The sequence below is a fragment of the Klebsiella sp. MPUS7 genome (assembly GCF_009905335.1).
GTDB classification, from domain to species: Bacteria; Pseudomonadota; Gammaproteobacteria; order Enterobacterales; family Enterobacteriaceae; genus Klebsiella; species Klebsiella grimontii.
On sequence record NZ_CP047604.1, the window covers coordinates 3774004 to 3791766 of the forward strand.

The 17763-nt window shown below is 56.4% G+C and carries 12 protein-coding genes; 6 read left to right on the forward strand and 6 right to left on the reverse strand.

Translation table 11 applies throughout. The features are described 5' to 3' along the window. Window positions 1-110 precede the first annotated feature (110 nt). Both ftsK and lrp read right to left on the reverse strand, forming a co-directional pair. Window positions 111-4229 carry a DNA translocase FtsK gene (gene ftsK, locus GUC22_RS17600; RefSeq protein WP_160183670.1) on the reverse strand — a complete coding sequence of 1373 codons (4119 nt, stop codon included), beginning with the start codon at window positions 4227-4229 and terminating at the stop codon, window positions 111-113. Between the two features lie 135 nt (window positions 4230-4364). Further along, the gene (lrp, locus tag GUC22_RS17605; RefSeq protein ID WP_002439523.1) at window positions 4365-4859 is read right to left on the reverse strand and encodes a leucine-responsive transcriptional regulator Lrp; all 495 of its coding nucleotides are present in this window, start codon (window positions 4857-4859) and stop codon (window positions 4365-4367) included. A 531-nt stretch (window positions 4860-5390) separates the two neighbouring features. Here lrp and trxB point away from each other — a divergent pair. The 5 genes from trxB to infA all read left to right on the forward strand — a co-directional run bounded on the left by trxB (window position 5391) and on the right by infA (window position 11203). Next, entirely contained in the window at window positions 5391-6359 is a 969-nt protein-coding gene (trxB, locus tag GUC22_RS17610) for a thioredoxin-disulfide reductase (protein WP_160183671.1), read from the forward strand. Between the two features lie 114 nt (window positions 6360-6473). Then, window positions 6474-8240 carry a heme ABC transporter permease/ATP-binding protein CydD gene (gene cydD, locus GUC22_RS17615; RefSeq protein WP_160183672.1) on the forward strand — a complete coding sequence of 589 codons (1767 nt, stop codon included), beginning with the start codon at window positions 6474-6476 and terminating at the stop codon, window positions 8238-8240. Further along, the gene (cydC, locus tag GUC22_RS17620; protein ID WP_024360088.1) at window positions 8241-9962 is read left to right on the forward strand and encodes a heme ABC transporter ATP-binding protein/permease CydC; all 1722 of its coding nucleotides are present in this window, start codon (window positions 8241-8243) and stop codon (window positions 9960-9962) included. A gap of 38 nt (window positions 9963-10000) precedes the next feature. Then, window positions 10001-10705 carry a leucyl/phenylalanyl-tRNA--protein transferase gene (gene aat / locus GUC22_RS17625; protein ID WP_024360089.1) on the forward strand — a complete coding sequence of 235 codons (705 nt, stop codon included), beginning with the start codon at window positions 10001-10003 and terminating at the stop codon, window positions 10703-10705. A 279-nt stretch (window positions 10706-10984) separates the two neighbouring features. Further along, the gene (infA, locus tag GUC22_RS17630; RefSeq protein WP_002211347.1) at window positions 10985-11203 is read left to right on the forward strand and encodes a translation initiation factor IF-1; all 219 of its coding nucleotides are present in this window, start codon (window positions 10985-10987) and stop codon (window positions 11201-11203) included. Between the two features lie 138 nt (window positions 11204-11341). Here the strand turns inward: infA and clpA are convergent, their stop codons facing one another. Together clpA and clpS are read right to left on the reverse strand one after the other, a co-directional pair. Beyond that, window positions 11342-13624, reverse strand: coding sequence for an ATP-dependent Clp protease ATP-binding subunit ClpA (gene clpA, locus GUC22_RS17635; protein WP_032711149.1), 2283 nt, complete (start codon window positions 13622-13624; stop codon window positions 11342-11344). Window positions 13625-13654: 30 nt separating this feature from the next. Further along, on the reverse strand, window positions 13655-13972 hold the full coding sequence (gene clpS / locus GUC22_RS17640; RefSeq protein WP_004130898.1) for an ATP-dependent Clp protease adapter ClpS: 318 nt from the start codon (window positions 13970-13972) through the stop codon (window positions 13655-13657). Window positions 13973-14296: 324 nt separating this feature from the next. Here clpS and cspD point away from each other — a divergent pair, with 324 nt between their 5' ends. Then, window positions 14297-14527: a cold shock-like protein CspD gene (gene cspD / locus GUC22_RS17645; protein ID WP_004100627.1), complete on the forward strand. Its 231-nt coding sequence runs from the start codon at window positions 14297-14299 to the stop codon at window positions 14525-14527. A gap of 68 nt (window positions 14528-14595) precedes the next feature. Here cspD and macB read toward each other — a convergent pair whose 3' ends face one another. Together macB and macA are read right to left on the reverse strand one after the other, a co-directional pair. Beyond that, the gene (macB, locus tag GUC22_RS17650; protein ID WP_024360091.1) at window positions 14596-16542 is read right to left on the reverse strand and encodes a macrolide ABC transporter ATP-binding protein/permease MacB; all 1947 of its coding nucleotides are present in this window, start codon (window positions 16540-16542) and stop codon (window positions 14596-14598) included. Further along, a complete protein-coding gene (gene macA, locus GUC22_RS17655; RefSeq protein ID WP_004871729.1) occupies window positions 16539-17654 on the reverse strand; it encodes a macrolide transporter subunit MacA in 1116 nt (371 codons plus the stop codon). Before macA ends, macB begins: the two co-directional genes overlap by 4 nt. Between the last annotated feature and the right edge of the window lie 109 nt (window positions 17655-17763).

Below are 17763 nucleotides of genomic sequence, written 5' to 3' on the forward strand. Positions count from 1 at the left end.
AATGTGCGTCACTCCCGACGCGGGAGCCTGATCTGCTGCTAATGTAGAACGGCCAACGGCGGTTAAACAGCAGAACAGGCTGATTTTCACTTATTTACCCAACTTTGCGGTTACTCAAAAGGCGGCGGAGCCAGCACCTCACGGTTACCGTTATGACCCTGCTCGCTCACGATACCCTGAGCTTCCATTTGCTCAATGATACGCGCGGCGCGGTTATAGCCAATACGGAACTGACGCTGCACCCCGGATATGGAAGCCTTGCGTTTCTCCGTCACAAAGTTGACGGCCTGATCGAACAGCGGATCGAGCTCTTCACCGCCCTCGTAGCCACCGCCGCCGCCTTCGCTTTCGCTATCGGAGGTGATGCCATCGACATACTGCGGACGCCCGCGCGCCTTCCAGTCCTGAACGACGGCGTGAACTTCCTCGTCGCGTACAAAAGCGCCGTGCACGCGCACCGGGATCGTGGAGTTAGGCGCGGAGTAGAGCATATCGCCCATTCCCAACAGAGACTCCGCACCGCCCTGGTCAAGGATGGTCCGCGAGTCAATTTTACTCGATACGGTAAAGGCGATACGCGTCGGAATGTTGGCTTTAATCAGGCCGGTGATAACGTCAACCGACGGTCGCTGGGTCGCCAGCACCAGGTGGATCCCCGCGGCGCGCGCTTTCTGCGCCAGACGCGCGATCAGCTCTTCCACTTTCTTGCCGACGGTCATCATCAGATCGGCAAATTCGTCGACCAGCACCACGATATAAGGCTCTTTTTTCAGTACCGGATGCGTCGCATCCATACTGTCGCCAGGCTTCCAGTAAGGATCCGGAATGGGTCGTCCCATACGCGCGGCTTCGGCAATCTTCTCGTTATAGCCTGCGAGATTACGTACGCCCAGCGCGGACATGAGTTTATACCGGCGCTCCATCTCGTTAACGCTCCAGCGCAAAGCGTTGGCCGCGTCTTTCATATCCGTCACGACTTCCGTCAACAGATGCGGTATTCCCTCATAGACCGACAGTTCGAGCATTTTCGGGTCAATCATGATGAATTTCACATCTTCCGGCTGCGCTTTGTAGAGCATGCTGAGGATCATGGCGTTGACCCCAACGGACTTACCGGAGCCGGTGGTACCCGCCACCAGCAGGTGCGGCATCTTCGCCAGATCGGCGGTCACAGGTTCGCCCGCGATGTCTTTACCGAGGACCACCGTGAGCGGTGAAGGATTGTCGCGGAATTTCGCATTATCCAGCACTTCGCGCAGGTAAACGGTCTGGCGCTTTTTGTTAGGCAACTCCAGGCCAACGTAAGGTTTACCCGGAATAACTTCCACCACACGAACCGCCGCCGTGGACAGTGAACGCGCCAGATCTCGCGACAGGTTGGAAATCCGCGCCGCTTTCACCCCTGGAGCCAGGTTTAGCTCAAAGCGGGTGATGACCGGGCCTGGTGAGTAGTTCACCACGTCGGCTTTAATGCGGAAATCGGCCAGACGAGCTTCAACCAAACGCGCCATCTGCTCGAGGGCAAAGGTATCGATCGGCTCAACCTCAGCCGGCGGCGGCGTGAGCAGATCAAGCGAAGGCAGCAGCGTCGTGGGTTTCTGCAACGGGCGACTGTCGCCATTGCGCATCAACAGCGGGTGAATCAGGCTTTCCTGCGGCTGCGGGATCGGTTGCTGCTGCTGCGAAGCCTGCTGCTGCGGATAACCGCCAGGAGCCTGCTGTGGCATCTGCGGATGTTGAACCGGCTGCTGCTGTACTGGCTGATAGGCCTGAGGCTGCGCACTTTGCGGCTGCTGATGCATCTGCTGGTGCGGCATCGGCTGCTGTACGGGCTGCGAATGCTGGGTCGGCTGCGGGGCGGGCTGCTGCACTTCCGGCATCGGCGTGAAGACAGGCTCGCTCGGCGTATCATCAACTAACGTTTTCATTGGCGAGAATTCATAATCAGCCGCAGAGAACGGATGCGATCCCGGCGGCTGCTCGCTGGCGTAACGCTGCTGCTGGGAAGCGGCAAACTGACGGGCAAGTTCGGCTTCAGCGGCGGAATCCTCGTCTACATTATCCTCTTCCGCAGCGTAGCTATCGCCATAGCGCTGATTTTGCGCAGCCGCGAACTGACGCGCCAGCTCGCCCTGCTCAAACTCTGCAACTTCCTCGTCCGTCAGCGCATCATCATCATAGTGCTGATGTTCTGCCTGACGCGCGCGTTCTTCAGCCAACCGCTGCGAAGGCAGCTTAATGCCATAGGATGCCAGCTCACGTCGCGTTGGAACACGAACGCGATTTGGACGAGGCAATTTCGGGCCTATGCCCTCTTTTACCTGCGCACGCGGGCCGCCAGACGCCGGGCTAAACAGCGGCGCGGCGCTGGATGCGACGGAGGCCGCCGCGGCGCTTGCCCCGGTGGCCTGATGGACGCCGGCCGCCAGCGCGCTCACCGCGGCAACATCAGCCGCCGGAGCAGGCGGAGGCGAGATCGGTTTTGTCGCAACTGGACTGACCGGTTCTGGAATTGGCTGATACCACGCGGCAAGCTGCTCGCGTTCACGCGCGCGTTTCTCTTCCACTTCTTCGAAGTAGTACATCGGCGGACGCTGTGGTTTCACTTCCTCTGCTGGCTCAGGCTCTACGGCAGAAGCAGGAACGTAAGGTTCAGGCTGCTGGATAGGGGCCTGCTGCGGCGGGTAAGCTGGTTCAGGCTGATAAGCGGGCTGCTGAACTGGAGCCTGCGCTGGCTGATAGGCCTGCTGCGGCGGGTAAGCCGGTTCTGGCTGATAAGCAGGCGGCTGAACAGGGGCCTGCGCCGGCTGATAGGCCTGCTGCGGCGGGTAGGCCGGTTCAGGCTGATAAGCAGGCGGCTGAACAGGTGCCTGCGCCGGCTGATAGGCCTGCTGCGGCGGGTAGGCCGCTTCAGGCTGATAAGCAGGCGGCTGAACAGGAGCCTGCTCCGGCTGATAGGCATGCTGCGGCGGGTAAGCCGCTTCAGGCTGATAAGCAGGCTGCTGAACAGGGGCCTGCGCCGGTTGATAGGCCTGCTGCGGCGGGTAAGCTGGTTCAGGCTGATAAGCAGGCTGCTGAACAGGAGCCTGCTCCGGCTGAGACGCGTACTGCGGCGGGTAAGCCGGTTCAGGCTGATAAACTGGCTGAGCGTCATACCCAGGCAGCGGTTCAGACCATGCCTGCGGCGCCGCGGTATCCTGCGCGGCCAAAGCCACCGGATCGGCAATGCTATGCCCGTTCAACAGAGGATCGTAGGGGTCAAAATCGCCGGGGCGCGCCGCGCTGGCTCCGGAGAACAGAACATCATCGGCGTTCGCCGGACGCGCTGCGCTAGAACCAGAAAAAAGCACATCGTCTGCGGCAACAGGCGCGCCGCTGGCGCTGTACTGAACCTCGCCCTCGGCGTCGTCCATCCGTTTACCGGAGAACAACGCGGCATCGGTCTTACGCCCCAGCGGATTGGCAAACTTCTCAGCCAGGCGCTGGCGGCGTGCTAAGGCGCTGCGTAGAATCCGCGCCCGACGAGAACCTTGCGGTTTAGTGGATTCATCGTCTTCATATTCTTCTTCATCTTCTTCATATTCCCCTTCATCGACCCAGGTGTCGTCACGACGGGTACGGTTGCTGGCGAAAGTGAGAATAGAAAGGATCGCGCCGCCGAGTTTTTCAGCAATGCTAACCCAGGACCAGCCGGTAAACAGCGTCAGTCCTGCCGCCCAGATGCAGAGCAGCGCGATTGTACCGCCGCTGCTGTGCAGCAGCGGTTGCAGGGTCGTGCTCAGTAGGCTGCCGATCACCCCGCCCGAAGCGAAGTACCAGATATCATCCGCGTTAATCGCCGCCAGACCGCAGGACGTGAGGATCAGCGCCAGCGCGCCAATCAAACGCAGCGAGACGGCGAAATAGTCGATGTACTCGTCGTTTTCCTGATGACGCCAGGCAAACCAGCAGCCGCCGATAATGATGACCGGAATGGTATAGGCCATTACGCCAAAAATAAAAAATAGCGTATCGGCGAGCCAGGCTCCCGGCGTCCCGCCTAAGTTGTGAATAGGCTCATGCCACGCCGTTTGTGACCAGCTAGGATCCGAGGGATTAAAGCTGAGTAAGGCCGCCATCAACCAGATGGCAAAAAGGGAGCAAAGAATGAGTAACGCCTCAAGGAGTCGGCGCCCGCTACTTAGCTTTGTGAATTTGACTTCTTTGTCTTCGGTGTATTCCTGGCTCAAGAAAGGCTCTCCAGGTATCAGGCTGTTTCCTGCCTTCGGCTAAAACGGACAACAGCGCCGGGTCTCCCCGGCACTGTTGCTGTATGGATTAACAGGAGTGTAATCAAACTACATCGATTTTGCACCTGTTCCGTGTTAGCGCGTCTTGATTACCAAACGATTACTTTGCTTGACTTCTTCCATTACCACATAGGTACGGGTGTCATTTACGCCCGGCAGGCGCAGCAAGGTCTCGCCCAGTAATTTACGATACGCTGACATATCCGGCACGCGAGTTTTCAACAGATAGTCGAAATCCCCGGAAACCAGATGACACTCTTGAATTTCTTCAAGTTTTTGCACAGCGGAGTTAAATTGCTCAAACACATCCGGCGCGCCACGATTCAGAGTAATCTCAACAAATACCAGAAGTGATGCATCCAGATAATGCGGGTTGAGCAGCGCTGTATAGCCCTGAATAAAACCCTGTCTTTCCAGTCGACGCACGCGCTCAAGGCAAGGCGTCGGAGAAAGTCCCACCCGTTTAGAAAGCTCGACGTTGGAAATACGCCCGTCTTTTTGCAATTCATTCAAAATATTACGATCAATGCGGTCGAGATCTTTGCCAGGGCGCTTCTTGCTATCTACCATTATTATTGTCTCTCTGTATTCCTTCCCTACTCCTGTTCCGACTCTGAGCCTTCACTGCCAGAGTCCATCCTGTTATCACCCGTACGACGTTGGGTAACCCAGGGGTACGTGAGAAGCCCGTTGCCTGACGGCAGCCACCGACATCACGCATGGCGTCTGTCCACACCATGCGTAGATTTCGCTAACCCGGATAAAAATGGCATTTGCGTGCATGAAAATTCGCCACACGCCAAACACTGCTTTTCTTCTTCCATGAATGTTTTCGCAAAAGCACAGGGGATTGTCAAAGCAAAACATCGATTTTTAGTACAAGATGCCAGATATTCATTATCCTCCCCGGTTGATTCTCATGTTTTCCTCTTATAATTGTCCCGCTAACAGTAGAATTAGTTATATTCTTCGTTCGTTAAATCGCCAATTAATCGGCATCTTCTATTGCACATATCGTTAACAAAACCGCCGCGCTCTTTTTTTACGTCAACAAATTCCCTACAATCCAGCTCATGTATGCCAATAAATTATGAGGATCTCATGGGCACGGCCAAACACAGTAAACTGCTTATTCTTGGTTCTGGACCTGCGGGATACACCGCTGCGGTCTACGCAGCGCGCGCAAATCTGCAGCCGGTACTGATTACCGGAATGGAAAAAGGCGGTCAGCTGACCACCACCACTGAAGTGGAAAACTGGCCAGGCGATCCTAACGATCTGACCGGACCGCTGCTGATGGAGCGCATGCACGAACATGCCACCAAGTTTGAAACCGAAATTATTTTCGATCATATCAACAGCGTCGATCTGCAAAACCGTCCGTTCCGCCTGGTTGGCGACAGCGGTGAGTACACTTGCGATGCCCTGATTATCGCTACCGGCGCATCAGCGCGCTATCTGGGTCTGCCATCGGAAGACGCGTTTAAAGGCCGCGGCGTTTCTGCCTGCGCGACCTGCGACGGTTTCTTCTATCGTAACCAGAAGGTCGCGGTGATCGGCGGCGGCAATACGGCTGTAGAAGAGGCGCTGTACCTGTCTAACATCGCTTCCGAAGTCCATTTGATCCACCGTCGTGATAGCTTCCGCGCGGAAAAGATCCTTATCAAACGCCTGATGGACAAAGTGGAGAGCGGTAACATCGTGCTGCACACCCACCGTACGCTGGAAGAAGTGACCGGCGATCAGATGGGCGTGAGCGGTTTACGCCTGCGCGATACCCGGAACGTCGACAACGTTGAATCTCTGGAAGTCGCAGGGCTGTTCGTCGCTATCGGCCACAGCCCGAACACGGCAATTTTCGCCGGTCAGCTGGAGCTGGAAAACGGCTACATTAAAGTTCAGTCCGGCATCCACGGCAACGCCACCCAGACCAGCGTTCCGGGCGTTTTCGCCGCCGGCGACGTGATGGATCATATCTATCGTCAGGCGATTACTTCTGCCGGTACAGGCTGCATGGCGGCGCTGGACGCAGAGCGTTATCTGGATGGTTTAGCCGACGCTTGCAAATAATCTTTACAAGTCAGTAACAAAGGTAAAGAAGGCGACGAAAAGTCGCCTTTATTTTTGCCCCGTTGTAACATTGCCGTGCCCAAAAAACTCATAACTACACCTGCTAAGCGCGCAATGAATAAAACCCGTCAACAAGAGTTAACCCGTTGGTTAAAAGATCAAAGCATTATCTCCCGTCGCTGGTTGATGATTTCCCGTGCATTGGGCGTCGTTAGCGGCCTGTTGATCGTTGCTCAGGCCTGGTTCCTGGCGAGGATCCTTCACCGCATGATTATGGAAAATATCCCCGCGACGGCGCTGCTGCTGCCCTTTACGTTACTGGTGCTGGTCTTCGTGCTTCGCGCCTGGGTGATCTGGCTGCGTGAAAGAGTGGGTTTTCAGGCAGGTCAACATATCCGCCTGGAGATCCGCCGTCAGGTTCTGGATCGCTTACAGCAGGCGGGGCCGGCCTGGATACAGGGGAAACCCGCCGGTAGCTGGGCCACGCTGATCCTTGAGCAGATCGACGATATGCATGATTACTATGCTCGCTATTTGCCGCAGATGACGCTGGCGGCCTCTATCCCTTTGCTGATTGTCATCACTATTTTCCCGGTCAACTGGGCTGCCGCGCTTATTTTGCTGGGCACCGCCCCGCTTATTCCGCTGTTTATGGCGCTGGTTGGGATGGGCGCGGCCGATGCCAACCGACGCAACTTTCTCGCTCTGGCGCGGTTAAGCGGCCATTTTCTCGATCGTCTGCGCGGTATGGAAACGCTGCGAATTTTTCATCGCGGTGAAGCAGAGACCGACAACATACGCGAAGCCTCGCAGGATTTCCGCCAGCGGACCATGGAAGTGCTGCGCCTGGCGTTTCTCTCCTCCGGCGTGCTGGAATTTTTCACCTCGCTCTCTATTGCGCTGGTCGCCGTTTACTTTGGCTTCTCCTATTTGGGAGAACTCAACTTTGGCCATTACGGCGCCGGGGTGACGTTGATGTCCGGTTTCCTCGCCCTGATTCTGGCCCCCGAGTTTTTCCAACCGCTGCGCGATTTAGGCACCTTTTATCATGCTAAAGCGCAGGCTATTGGCGCCGCTGATAGCCTAAAGACCTTTATGGAAACGCCGCTGGCGCAGGCAGAGCGTGGAGAAAAGGCATTAAGCGATAATGAAATGATAAGCATTGAAGCTCGCGACCTGCTAATTAAGTCTCCCGAAGGAAAAGTGCTGGCCGGGCCGCTGAGTTTTTCCTTACGCGCCGGGGAACGTGTGGTGCTGGTTGGGCAAAGCGGCTCGGGCAAGAGCTCGCTGCTGAATACGTTAACCGGTTTTCTTCCTTATGATGGCTCTCTCAGGGTCAATGGCGTTGAGTTAAAGAGCCTGGACGCCGACCGCTGGCGCCGTCTCCTGAGCTGGGTTGGGCAAAATCCGCAGCTGCCCGCGGCGACGCTGCGCGAAAACGTCCTGCTCTCCTGCCCTGATGCTACTGAAGCCCAGCTGCAGCTTGCGCTGGATAAAGCCTGGGTCAGCGAGTTCCTCTCCCTTCTGCCGCAGGGTATCAATACCCCTGTTGGCGATCAGGCCGGTCATCTGTCGGTCGGGCAGGCCCAGCGCGTCGCCGTCGCCCGGGCGCTGCTGGTGCCCTGTCGTCTGCTGCTATTGGACGAGCCAGCGGCCAGCCTTGACGCGCATAGCGAACAGCGGGTGATGCAGGCGCTGACCAATGCGTCAACGCAGCAAACCACGCTAATGGTTACCCACCAGTTGGAAGGCCTGGCAAACTGGGATGCCGTCTGGGTTATGCAGGATGGTCAAATTGTTGAGCAAGGCAGTTATTCGCAGCTGGCGGCCGCAGGCGGCCCGTTCGCGACCCTACTCGCCCATCGTCAGGAGGAGATTTAAATGCGCGCGTTGTGGCCTTACCTGGCGCTCTACAAACGACACAAATGGCTGTTGCTGCTCGGAATCGTGCTGGCGATCGTGACGCTGCTGGCCAGTATTGGCCTATTAACGCTGTCGGGCTGGTTCCTGTCGGCATCCGCCGTGGTTGGCGTAGCGGGCATCTACAGCTTTAACTATATGCTGCCTGCCGCCGGCGTACGCGGCGCGGCGATTATTCGCACAGCAGGCCGCTACTTTGAGCGTCTGGTTAGCCATGATGCCACCTTCCGCGTCCTGCAGCACCTGCGGGTCTTTACCTTCAGCAAGCTGCTGCCGCTCTCCCCAGCCGGGCTGGCGCGTTTTCGTCAGGGCGAGCTGCTCAACCGGGTGGTTGCCGATGTCGATACCCTGGATCATCTCTATCTGCGCGTTATATCGCCGCTGGTAGGGGCGCTGGTGGTGATCCTGGTCGTCACCGTGGGGCTGAGCGTGCTGGACGTCACGCTGGCCCTGACCCTCGGCGGTATTATGCTGCTCACCCTGCTGGTGATGCCGCCGCTGTTCTATCGCGCCGGCAAACCCGCTGGTGAAAGCATGACCCGGCTTCGCGGGCAGTATCGCCAGCAGTTGACCTCCTGGCTGCAGGGACAGGCGGAGCTGATGCTGTTCAACGCCAGCGATCGCTACCGGCGGCAAATGGAAAAAACGGAAGCGCATTGGCTGGATGCACAGCGTCGCCAGGCGGAACTGACCGCCCTCTCTCAGGCGCTGATGCTACTGATTGGCGGTATTGCAGTTATTGCTATGCTGTGGCTCGCCTCCGCGGGGGTTGGCGGCGATACTCAGCCAGGGGCGCTGATTGCGCTGTTTGTTTTTTGCGCGCTGGCGGCGTTCGAAGCGCTGGCGCCGGTTACCGGCGCATTTCAGCATCTCGGGCAGGTGATCGCTTCTGCAAAACGCATCACGCAAATAACCGAGCAAGAGCCGGAAGTCTCCTTCACTCAGGGCGAAGAGCGGAAGCTGGAGCGCGTCGCGTTGAACTTAAATCAGGTTAGCTTCAGCTATCCTCAGCAGCCCTCCCCTGCGCTGGAGAAAATTTCATTGCAGGTCAAGGCCGGGGAGCATATCGCCATTCTGGGGCGCACAGGCTGCGGTAAATCAACCCTGTTGCAGCTGCTGACCCGGGCATGGGATCCGGCGGAAGGTGAAATATTACTCAACGGTGAGCCACTGGCGCAGCTTAACGAGGCAACGCTGCGTCAGGCGATGAGCGTCGTGCCGCAGCGCGTGCACCTGTTCAGCGCCACACTGCGCGATAACCTGCTGCTGGCTTCCCCGAACGCCAGCGACGCCCGGCTTGCCGAAACGCTTGAGCGCGTCGGCTTAGCAAAATTACTGGACGATAGCGGCCTGAATAGCTGGCTGGGCGAAGGCGGCCGTCAGCTCTCCGGCGGCGAACTGCGCAGACTGGCTATCGCCCGCGCCCTGCTCCACGACGCGCCGCTCATGCTGCTTGATGAGCCTACTGAAGGCCTCGATGCGACGACTGAAAGCCAAATCCTTGATTTACTCGCAGAAGTGATGCGTGAAAAAACCGTATTAATGGTGACCCATCGTCTGCGCGGACTGGCGCGTTTTAATCAGATAATAGTCATGGACAACGGGAAGATTATTGAGCAAGGTAGTCACGCAGAACTGCTGGCTGAACAGGGGCGTTACTACCAGTTTAAGCAGCGCCTGTAGGCTACTATTGAATCATTGCCTGATGCGTTGAGGTAAAAATGCGGCTGGTTCAGCTCTCTCATCATTCCATCGCCTTCCCCTCCCCGGAAGGCGCTTTACGTGAACCTAATGGCCTGTTGGCGCTGGGCGGCGATCTTAGCCCGGCGCGGCTACTGATGGCCTATCAGCGCGGTATTTTTCCGTGGTTTTCACCCGGCGATCCTATTTTATGGTGGTCTCCCGATCCGCGAGCGGTACTGTGGCCGGAGAAATTCCATCTCAGCCGCAGCATGAAGCGCTTCCATCAGCGCTCGCCCTATCGTGTGACGCTGAATCACGCCTTCGGTCAGGTTATCGAGGGCTGTGCCGACCATCGCGATGAGGGCACATGGATAACGGCAGGAATCGTTCAGGCCTACCATCAGCTGCACGAGCTGGGACATGCGCATTCTATTGAAGTGTGGCAGGGAGATGCTTTAGTCGGTGGAATGTACGGCGTCGCGCAGGGCGCGCTGTTTTGCGGAGAGTCGATGTTCAGCCGTGCCGAAAACGCCTCTAAAACCGCGCTGCTGATCTTTAGCCAGGTATTTTCACAGGATGGCGGAAAATTAATCGATTGTCAGGTGCTGAATAAGCATACGGCATCGCTGGGCGCAGTGGAAATTGCTCGCCGGGATTATCTCGACTATCTCTCCGTACTGCGGACTTATCGTCTACCGGAACGATTCTGGGTACCGAGGGTGCTATTTGCAGGAGAAGCGTAAATGTTTTCAGCACATTTTTTGTTGGGATGTTATAATTGCGCGGTAGAGTAGCTTCTGCCCGTTGCCCCGCCGCCGTTTGGGAATAATAAGAGTCAGATAACACCCATTGTTCTGTCACTCCCCCTTTACGTTTGCGCCTGTCACCCGGTTTATCCGCGTGAATTACGGGTAATGCGCCAAAACTACTTCGGCGATTTGACGTAAAACTTTACATACTTGCTGAACTTCGGCATTATCTTGCCGGTTCAAAACTACGGTAGTGATACCCCAGAGGACTAGATGGCCAAAGAAGACAATATTGAAATGCAGGGCACCGTACTTGATACGCTGCCTAACACTATGTTCCGCGTAGAACTGGAAAACGGTCACGTGGTAACTGCGCATATTTCCGGTAAAATGCGTAAAAACTACATCCGCATTCTGACGGGCGACAAAGTGACTGTTGAGCTGACCCCGTACGACCTGAGCAAAGGCCGCATTGTCTTCCGTAGTCGCTGATCGTTTTCGCGCTTAACGCGCCAGATGCTGAAGGCCGGGATAATTCCCGGTCTTTTCATTTCTACATCATTGACAACTTAAAGCGCGCAGATAAAAAAACCGGCCCTAAGGCCGGTTTTGTCATTGAGTACCAGAAACTTAATGCGCCGCTTCCGGTTTGTGCTTCTGCGCACTCTGGAAGTCGTAGGTCAGCGCGTTTTTCTCTTTATCCAGTTCCACAGTCACCTGGCCGCCGTCAACCAGTAAGCCAAACAGCAGCTCGTTGGCCAGCGGTTTTTTCAGGTTGTCCTGAATTACCCGTGCCATCGGACGTGCGCCCATGGCCCGGTCGTAGCCTTTCTCGGCCAGCCAATCGCGGGCTTCCTGGCTCACTTCCAAAGAGACGCCTTTCTGATCCAGCTGAACCTGCAGCTCGACGATAAATTTATCCACCACCTGATGGATAACCGTCGTAGACAGGTGATCGAACCAGATAATGTTGTCGAGACGGTTACGGAATTCCGGCGTAAAGATCTTTTTGATCTCATCCATCGCATCCGGACTGTTGTCCTGATGGATAAGGCCAATGGATTTACGCTCGGTTTCACGCACCCCGGCGTTGGTGGTCATCACCAGCACCACGTTGCGGAAATCCGCTTTGCGGCCATTGTTATCGGTCAGCGTCCCGTTATCCATCACCTGCAACAGCAGGTTAAAGACGTCCGGATGCGCTTTTTCAATTTCATCCAGCAGCAGCACCGCGTGCGGATGCTTGATAACCGCATCGGTCAGCAGCCCGCCCTGATCGAAACCGACGTAGCCCGGAGGCGCGCCGATTAAGCGGCTGACGGTATGACGTTCCATATATTCGGACATATCAAAACGCAGCAGCTCAATACCCAGCGACTTCGCCAGCTGCACGGTGACCTCGGTTTTACCCACCCCGGTAGGTCCGGCGAACAGGAAAGAACCCACAGGTTTGTGCTCATGGCCAAGCCCGGCGCGCGCCATCTTGATCGCTTCGGTTAAGGCCTCAATCGCCTTATCCTGGCCAAAGACCAGCATTTTCAGGCGATCGCCGAGGTTTTTCAGCGTATCGCGATCGCTGCGGGAAACGCTCTTCTCAGGAATGCGCGCAATCCGCGCCACCACGGACTCAATATCCGCCACGTTAACCGTTTTCTTACGTTTGCTCACCGGCATCAAGCGCGCACGCGCTCCGGCTTCGTCAATCACGTCAATCGCCTTATCCGGCAGATGACGATCGTTAATGTATTTCACCGCCAGTTCCACCGCCGCACGTACCGCCTTCGCGGTGTAACGGACATCGTGGTGCGCTTCATACTTCGGCTTCAGGCCGTTAATAATCTGCACCGTCTCTTCCACGGAAGGTTCGGTGATATCAATTTTCTGGAAACGACGCGCCAGGGCACGATCTTTTTCAAAGATGTTGCTGAATTCCTGGTAGGTTGTCGAACCAATTACCCGGATCTTACCGCTGGAAAGCAGCGGTTTAATCAGGTTAGCGGCATCGACCTGCCCGCCGGAAGCCGCGCCCGCACCGATGATGGTGTGGATTTCATCAATGAACAGAATACTGTTGGTGTCCTGCTCCAGCTGCTTGAGCAGCGCTTTGAAGCGTTTTTCAAAATCGCCGCGGTATTTGGTGCCTGCCAGCAGCGAGCCGATATCCAGCGAATAGATAGTGCAATCTGCCATCACTTCCGGCACATCGCCCTGCACGATACGCCAGGCAAGACCTTCAGCAATAGCGGTTTTACCGACGCCGGATTCCCCTACCAGCAGCGGGTTGTTCTTGCGACGGCGGCACAGAACCTGAATAGCGCGTTCCAGCTCTTTCTCGCGGCCGATCAGCGGATCGATACCGCCTACGCGGGCAAGCTGGTTGAGGTTGGTGGTGAAGTTTTCCATACGATCCTCCCCGCCTGCTTGCTCTTCGCTGCTGCCTGGCTGGCTTCCGCTGTTATCGGAAGACTGGCTCGGCTCGTCTTTACGCGTACCATGAGAGATGAAATTCACCACATCAAGTCGGCTGACTTCATGTTTACGCAGCAGATAGGCCGCCTGAGACTCCTGCTCGCTAAAAATCGCGACCAGAACGTTGGCGCCGGTCACTTCGCTGCGGCCGGAAGACTGGACGTGGAAAACGGCACGCTGCAGTACGCGCTGGAAGCTCAGCGTCGGCTGAGTATCGCGCTCTTCTTCCGTTGCAGGCAGTACGGGTGTGGTCTGTTCGATGAAGGCTTCAAGCTCCTGACGCAGCGCGACCAGGTCCACTGAACACGCTTCAAGCGCTTCGCGGGCCGAAGGGTTGCTAAGCAGCGCCAGCAACAAGTGCTCGACGGTCATGAACTCATGACGGTGCTCGCGCGCTCTGGCGAAAGCCATGTTTAAACTGAGTTCCAGTTCTTGATTGAGCATAGGCACCTCCCCCAAGTTTATTGCCTGCATTCAGGCTTTTTCTAGCGTACACAACAACGGATGTTCGTTCTCCCTCGCGTACTGGTTCACCATCGATACTTTGGTTTCCGCGACTTCGGCGGTAAAGACCCCGCAAATCGCTTTACCTTGATAGTGAACCGTCAGCATCAGTTGCGTTGCACGTTCAACATCATAAGAAAAGAATTTTTGTAACACGTCAATAACAAACTCCATTGGAGTGTAGTCATCATTGACTAATATCACTTTATACATAGATGGCGGTTTAAGCGCATCCTTAACTTCGTCCTCTACTAGCTGATCGAAGTCCAACCAGTCTCTCTTACTCATCGTCAGTGTTCATCATCGGTTGCTGTTGCCAACAGGCGGTGGCCTGTCGATGACCAGAGGCTATGCACATCACAAATCTACAATAGATCATAGATAATTATCATCTATTACTTCCATCCGCGATGTCTGTCACATTCCCCGGCAATAGCGTTAACTGCTTCAAATTTTGACGCATTTTTCACCGTCCCCCAGCGTCAATCGCTTGACGCATTTCCTGATTTCTCTAAATTGTAGTGGCGAGAGTTGGCGAGCAAATGAACAACTCGTCACTCCACTACCGGTTCATTCCATCTTACTTATAAGATTTACGAAGGATGTCGAAGTATGGAAATGGGTACTGTTAAGTGGTTCAACAATGCCAAAGGGTTCGGTTTTATCTGCCCTGAGGGCGGCGGCGAAGACATTTTCGCCCATTACTCGACCATCCAGATGGATGGTTACAGAACGCTAAAAGCCGGACAAGCGGTTCGGTTTGATGTTCACCAGGGGCCAAAAGGTAACCACGCCAGCGTGATTGTCCCTGTTGAAGCTGAAGAAACAGAAACAGCCGCATAACTCTTTTGCTTCATTGTGTACATCCCGCCAGCAAAATGCCAGTCCTTCTGACTGGCATTTTTTTATCGCTACTCGCGCGCCAGGGCGTCTACCGGGTCCAGACGCGCCGCGTTGCGCGCCGGTAGCCAGCCAAACAGCACCCCGGTCAGCGTGGAGCATAAAAACGCGGTCAATAGCGCCAGCGGTGAAAAACCGATCTCCCAGCCGGGTAAAAACAGCTGTAGAACAAAGGCGATCAGCAGCGAAAGCGTGACGCCCAGCGCCCCGCCGACCAGGCAAACCAGCACCGCCTCGATCAAAAACTGCTGTAACACATCGCTGGCCCGCGCCCCGACCGCCATACGGATACCGATCTCCCGCGTGCGCTCGGTGACTGAGACCAGCATAATGTTCATTACGCCAATTCCGCCGACCACCAGCGCAATCACCGCCACCAGCGTCAGAAACAGCTGTAATGTATGTGTGGTCCGCTCCGCCGTTTTCAAGACGCTGTCCATATTCCAGGTAAAAACATCTTTCTTGCCGTGACGCAGTTCCAGCAGGCGCAGCAGCTGCTGCTCAGCAATCGAGCTGTCATAACCTTCGTTCACCCGCACGGTAATGGAGTTCAGCCACGACTGTCCCATCACCCGCCCGGCCATCGTGGTATAGGGTAACCAGACGCGCAGAATTTTGCTGCTGCCGAACATCGACTGTTTTTCATCCGCGACGCCGATCACCGTTGCTGGCATATTGCCGACCAGAATGATCTCACCCACCACTTTCGCTTTGTGCGGAAACAGCTGTCGACGCGCGTTGCTGTCGAGCACCACCACCTGCGCGCGGCTATTTAGCTGGAGCTCGTTAAAGGTATTTCCTTCGCTAAAAGTCATGCCGTAGACGTTAAAATACTGCGCCCCCACGCCCTCGGCGCTGGCGGCAACGTCAATATTATCCGCCCGCAGACGCAGGCTTTTTGATACCGCCGGGGTCGCCGAGCTGACCCAGGGCTGTTTCTGAATAGCCAACAGATCATCGTACTTGAGAGACTGCTGATAGCGGGGATCGTCATCGCCGAAATCCTTGCCGGGATAAACATCAATGGTATTGGTACCGATAGCGCGAATATCGGCGAGCACCATCTGCTTCGCGGCATCGCCCACCACTACAATCGACACCACCGAGGCAATGCCGATAATAATCCCGAGCATCGTCAGCAGCGTGCGCATTTTATTCGCCGCCATCGCGCGCCAGGCCATGACCAGCGCTTCGCGAAAGCCGCTGCTGAACTGACGCCACGCCGATGGCTCAGCCGCCCCGCGCTGGTGCAGCACGCCGCCGTGGGCGGAACCCAGCGCGGGCGGATTACGCACGATTTCACCATCGTGTATTTCAATGACCCGTTCCGCCTGGGCCGCCACCTGCGGGTCGTGGGTGACAATAATCACCGTATGCCCCTGCGCTTTTAGCTGGTGAAGGATCCCCATGACCTCTTCGCCGGAGCGGCTGTCCAGCGCGCCGGTTGGCTCATCCGCCAGAATCACTTCCCCGCCGTTCATCAGGGCGCGGGCGATACTCACCCGCTGCTGCTGGCCCCCGGAGAGCTGCGAAGGCTGATATTCAGCCCTGTCGCCCAGCCCCAGCCGAATCAGCAGCTCATGGGCCCGAGCCAGGCGCGCTTTACGCTCCGCGCCGGCATAAACCGCCGGAACTTCGACGTTCTGCGCCGCGGTCAGATGCGATAGCAGATGATAGCGCTGGAAAATAAAACCGAAATGTTCCCGCCGCAGGCGTGCCAGTTCATCGCCGTTAAGACGGGCCACGTCCGTACCCGCGACCCGATAGGTGCCGCTGGTGGGTTTGTCCAGACAGCCCAGAATATTCATCAGCGTGGATTTACCGGAGCCGGACGCCCCGACGATAGCCACCATTTCTCCGGCGGCGATGCTCAACGTAATGCCTTTCAGCACCTCAACGTTGCCCTCGCCAGAAGGATAGCTGCGGCGAATATCACGCAGTTCCAGTAACGCCGTCATTTCGCCGCTCCGGCCGCACCTTCGCCGATAATCACTTCATCCCCCTCTTCCAGCCCTTTCACCACCGCCACATCGGTGTCGTTACGCGCGCCGATAACGATTTCGCGCTCTTTAACTTCACCGGTACGCAGCAGACGCACGTGATAGCGGTTATCGCCGATGGCGTCACCCAGCGCGCTCAGCGGGAGGGTGATGACGTTTTTTACTTCAGAAAGCTGGATATGCACCTGAGCGGTCATCTCCAGACGCAGGATCCCCTGCGGGTTCGGCACTTCAAAACGGGCGTAGTAGAAAATCGCGTCATTGACCTTTTCGGGTGTCGGCAGGATATCCTTCAATGTTCCTTCATAGCGCGTCAGCGGATCGCCCAGCACGGTAAACCAGGCTTTTTGCCCCGGCTTCAGATGAATCACGTCCGCTTCCGAGACCTGCGCCTTCACCAGCATGGTGCTGAGATCGGCCAGGGTTAAAATATTCGGCGCCTGCTGGGCGGCGATCACCGTCTGCCCCTGCAGGGTAGTGATTTGCGTCACTTCCCCGGACATCGGCGCCAGAATTTTGGTGTAGTCGAGGTTGGTTTTGGCCGTATCCAGGGTAGCCTGATTACGTTTGACCTGCGCTTCAATCGTACCGATTTGCGCTTCTTTGACCGCTAAGTCGGTCGCGGCGGTATCGAGGTCCTGGCGAGAGACCAACTGGCGCTGCGCCAGCTGCTGCTGGCGGGCCAACGTCGTCGCGGACAGTTTACGTTCCGCACGCGCCTGGTTGAGCTGCGCCCGCAGCTCCATCAGCGTCGCTTCAACTTCTTTAATCTGGTTTTCCGCCTGCTCGGGATCGATAACCCCCAGCAGCTGATCTTTTTTCACTTTGTCGCCAATCTCAACGCGCAGCGTTTTTAGCTGTCCGCTCACCTGCGCCCCGACGTCAACTTTTTTTAACGCATCCAGCTTACCGGTCGCCAGCACGCTCTGCTGCAGGTCTCCTTTGCGTACCACCAGCGTCTGATACTGCGGCAGCGGCGCATTCAGAATTCGCCATCCCCAGACGGCGAGGGCCAGTACGACAATCGCCAGCAGCCACCATACTTTCCTGCGCTTTCCATTTAATTTCATAAAAATTCCTGATGTTTTAACCCGCAGAACCCGCGACAATTCTATCTAAATGCGGTAATAGAATAACGCGCATTTTTAGCTGCGCTTAATTTTTGTTTAACCGAAGTTG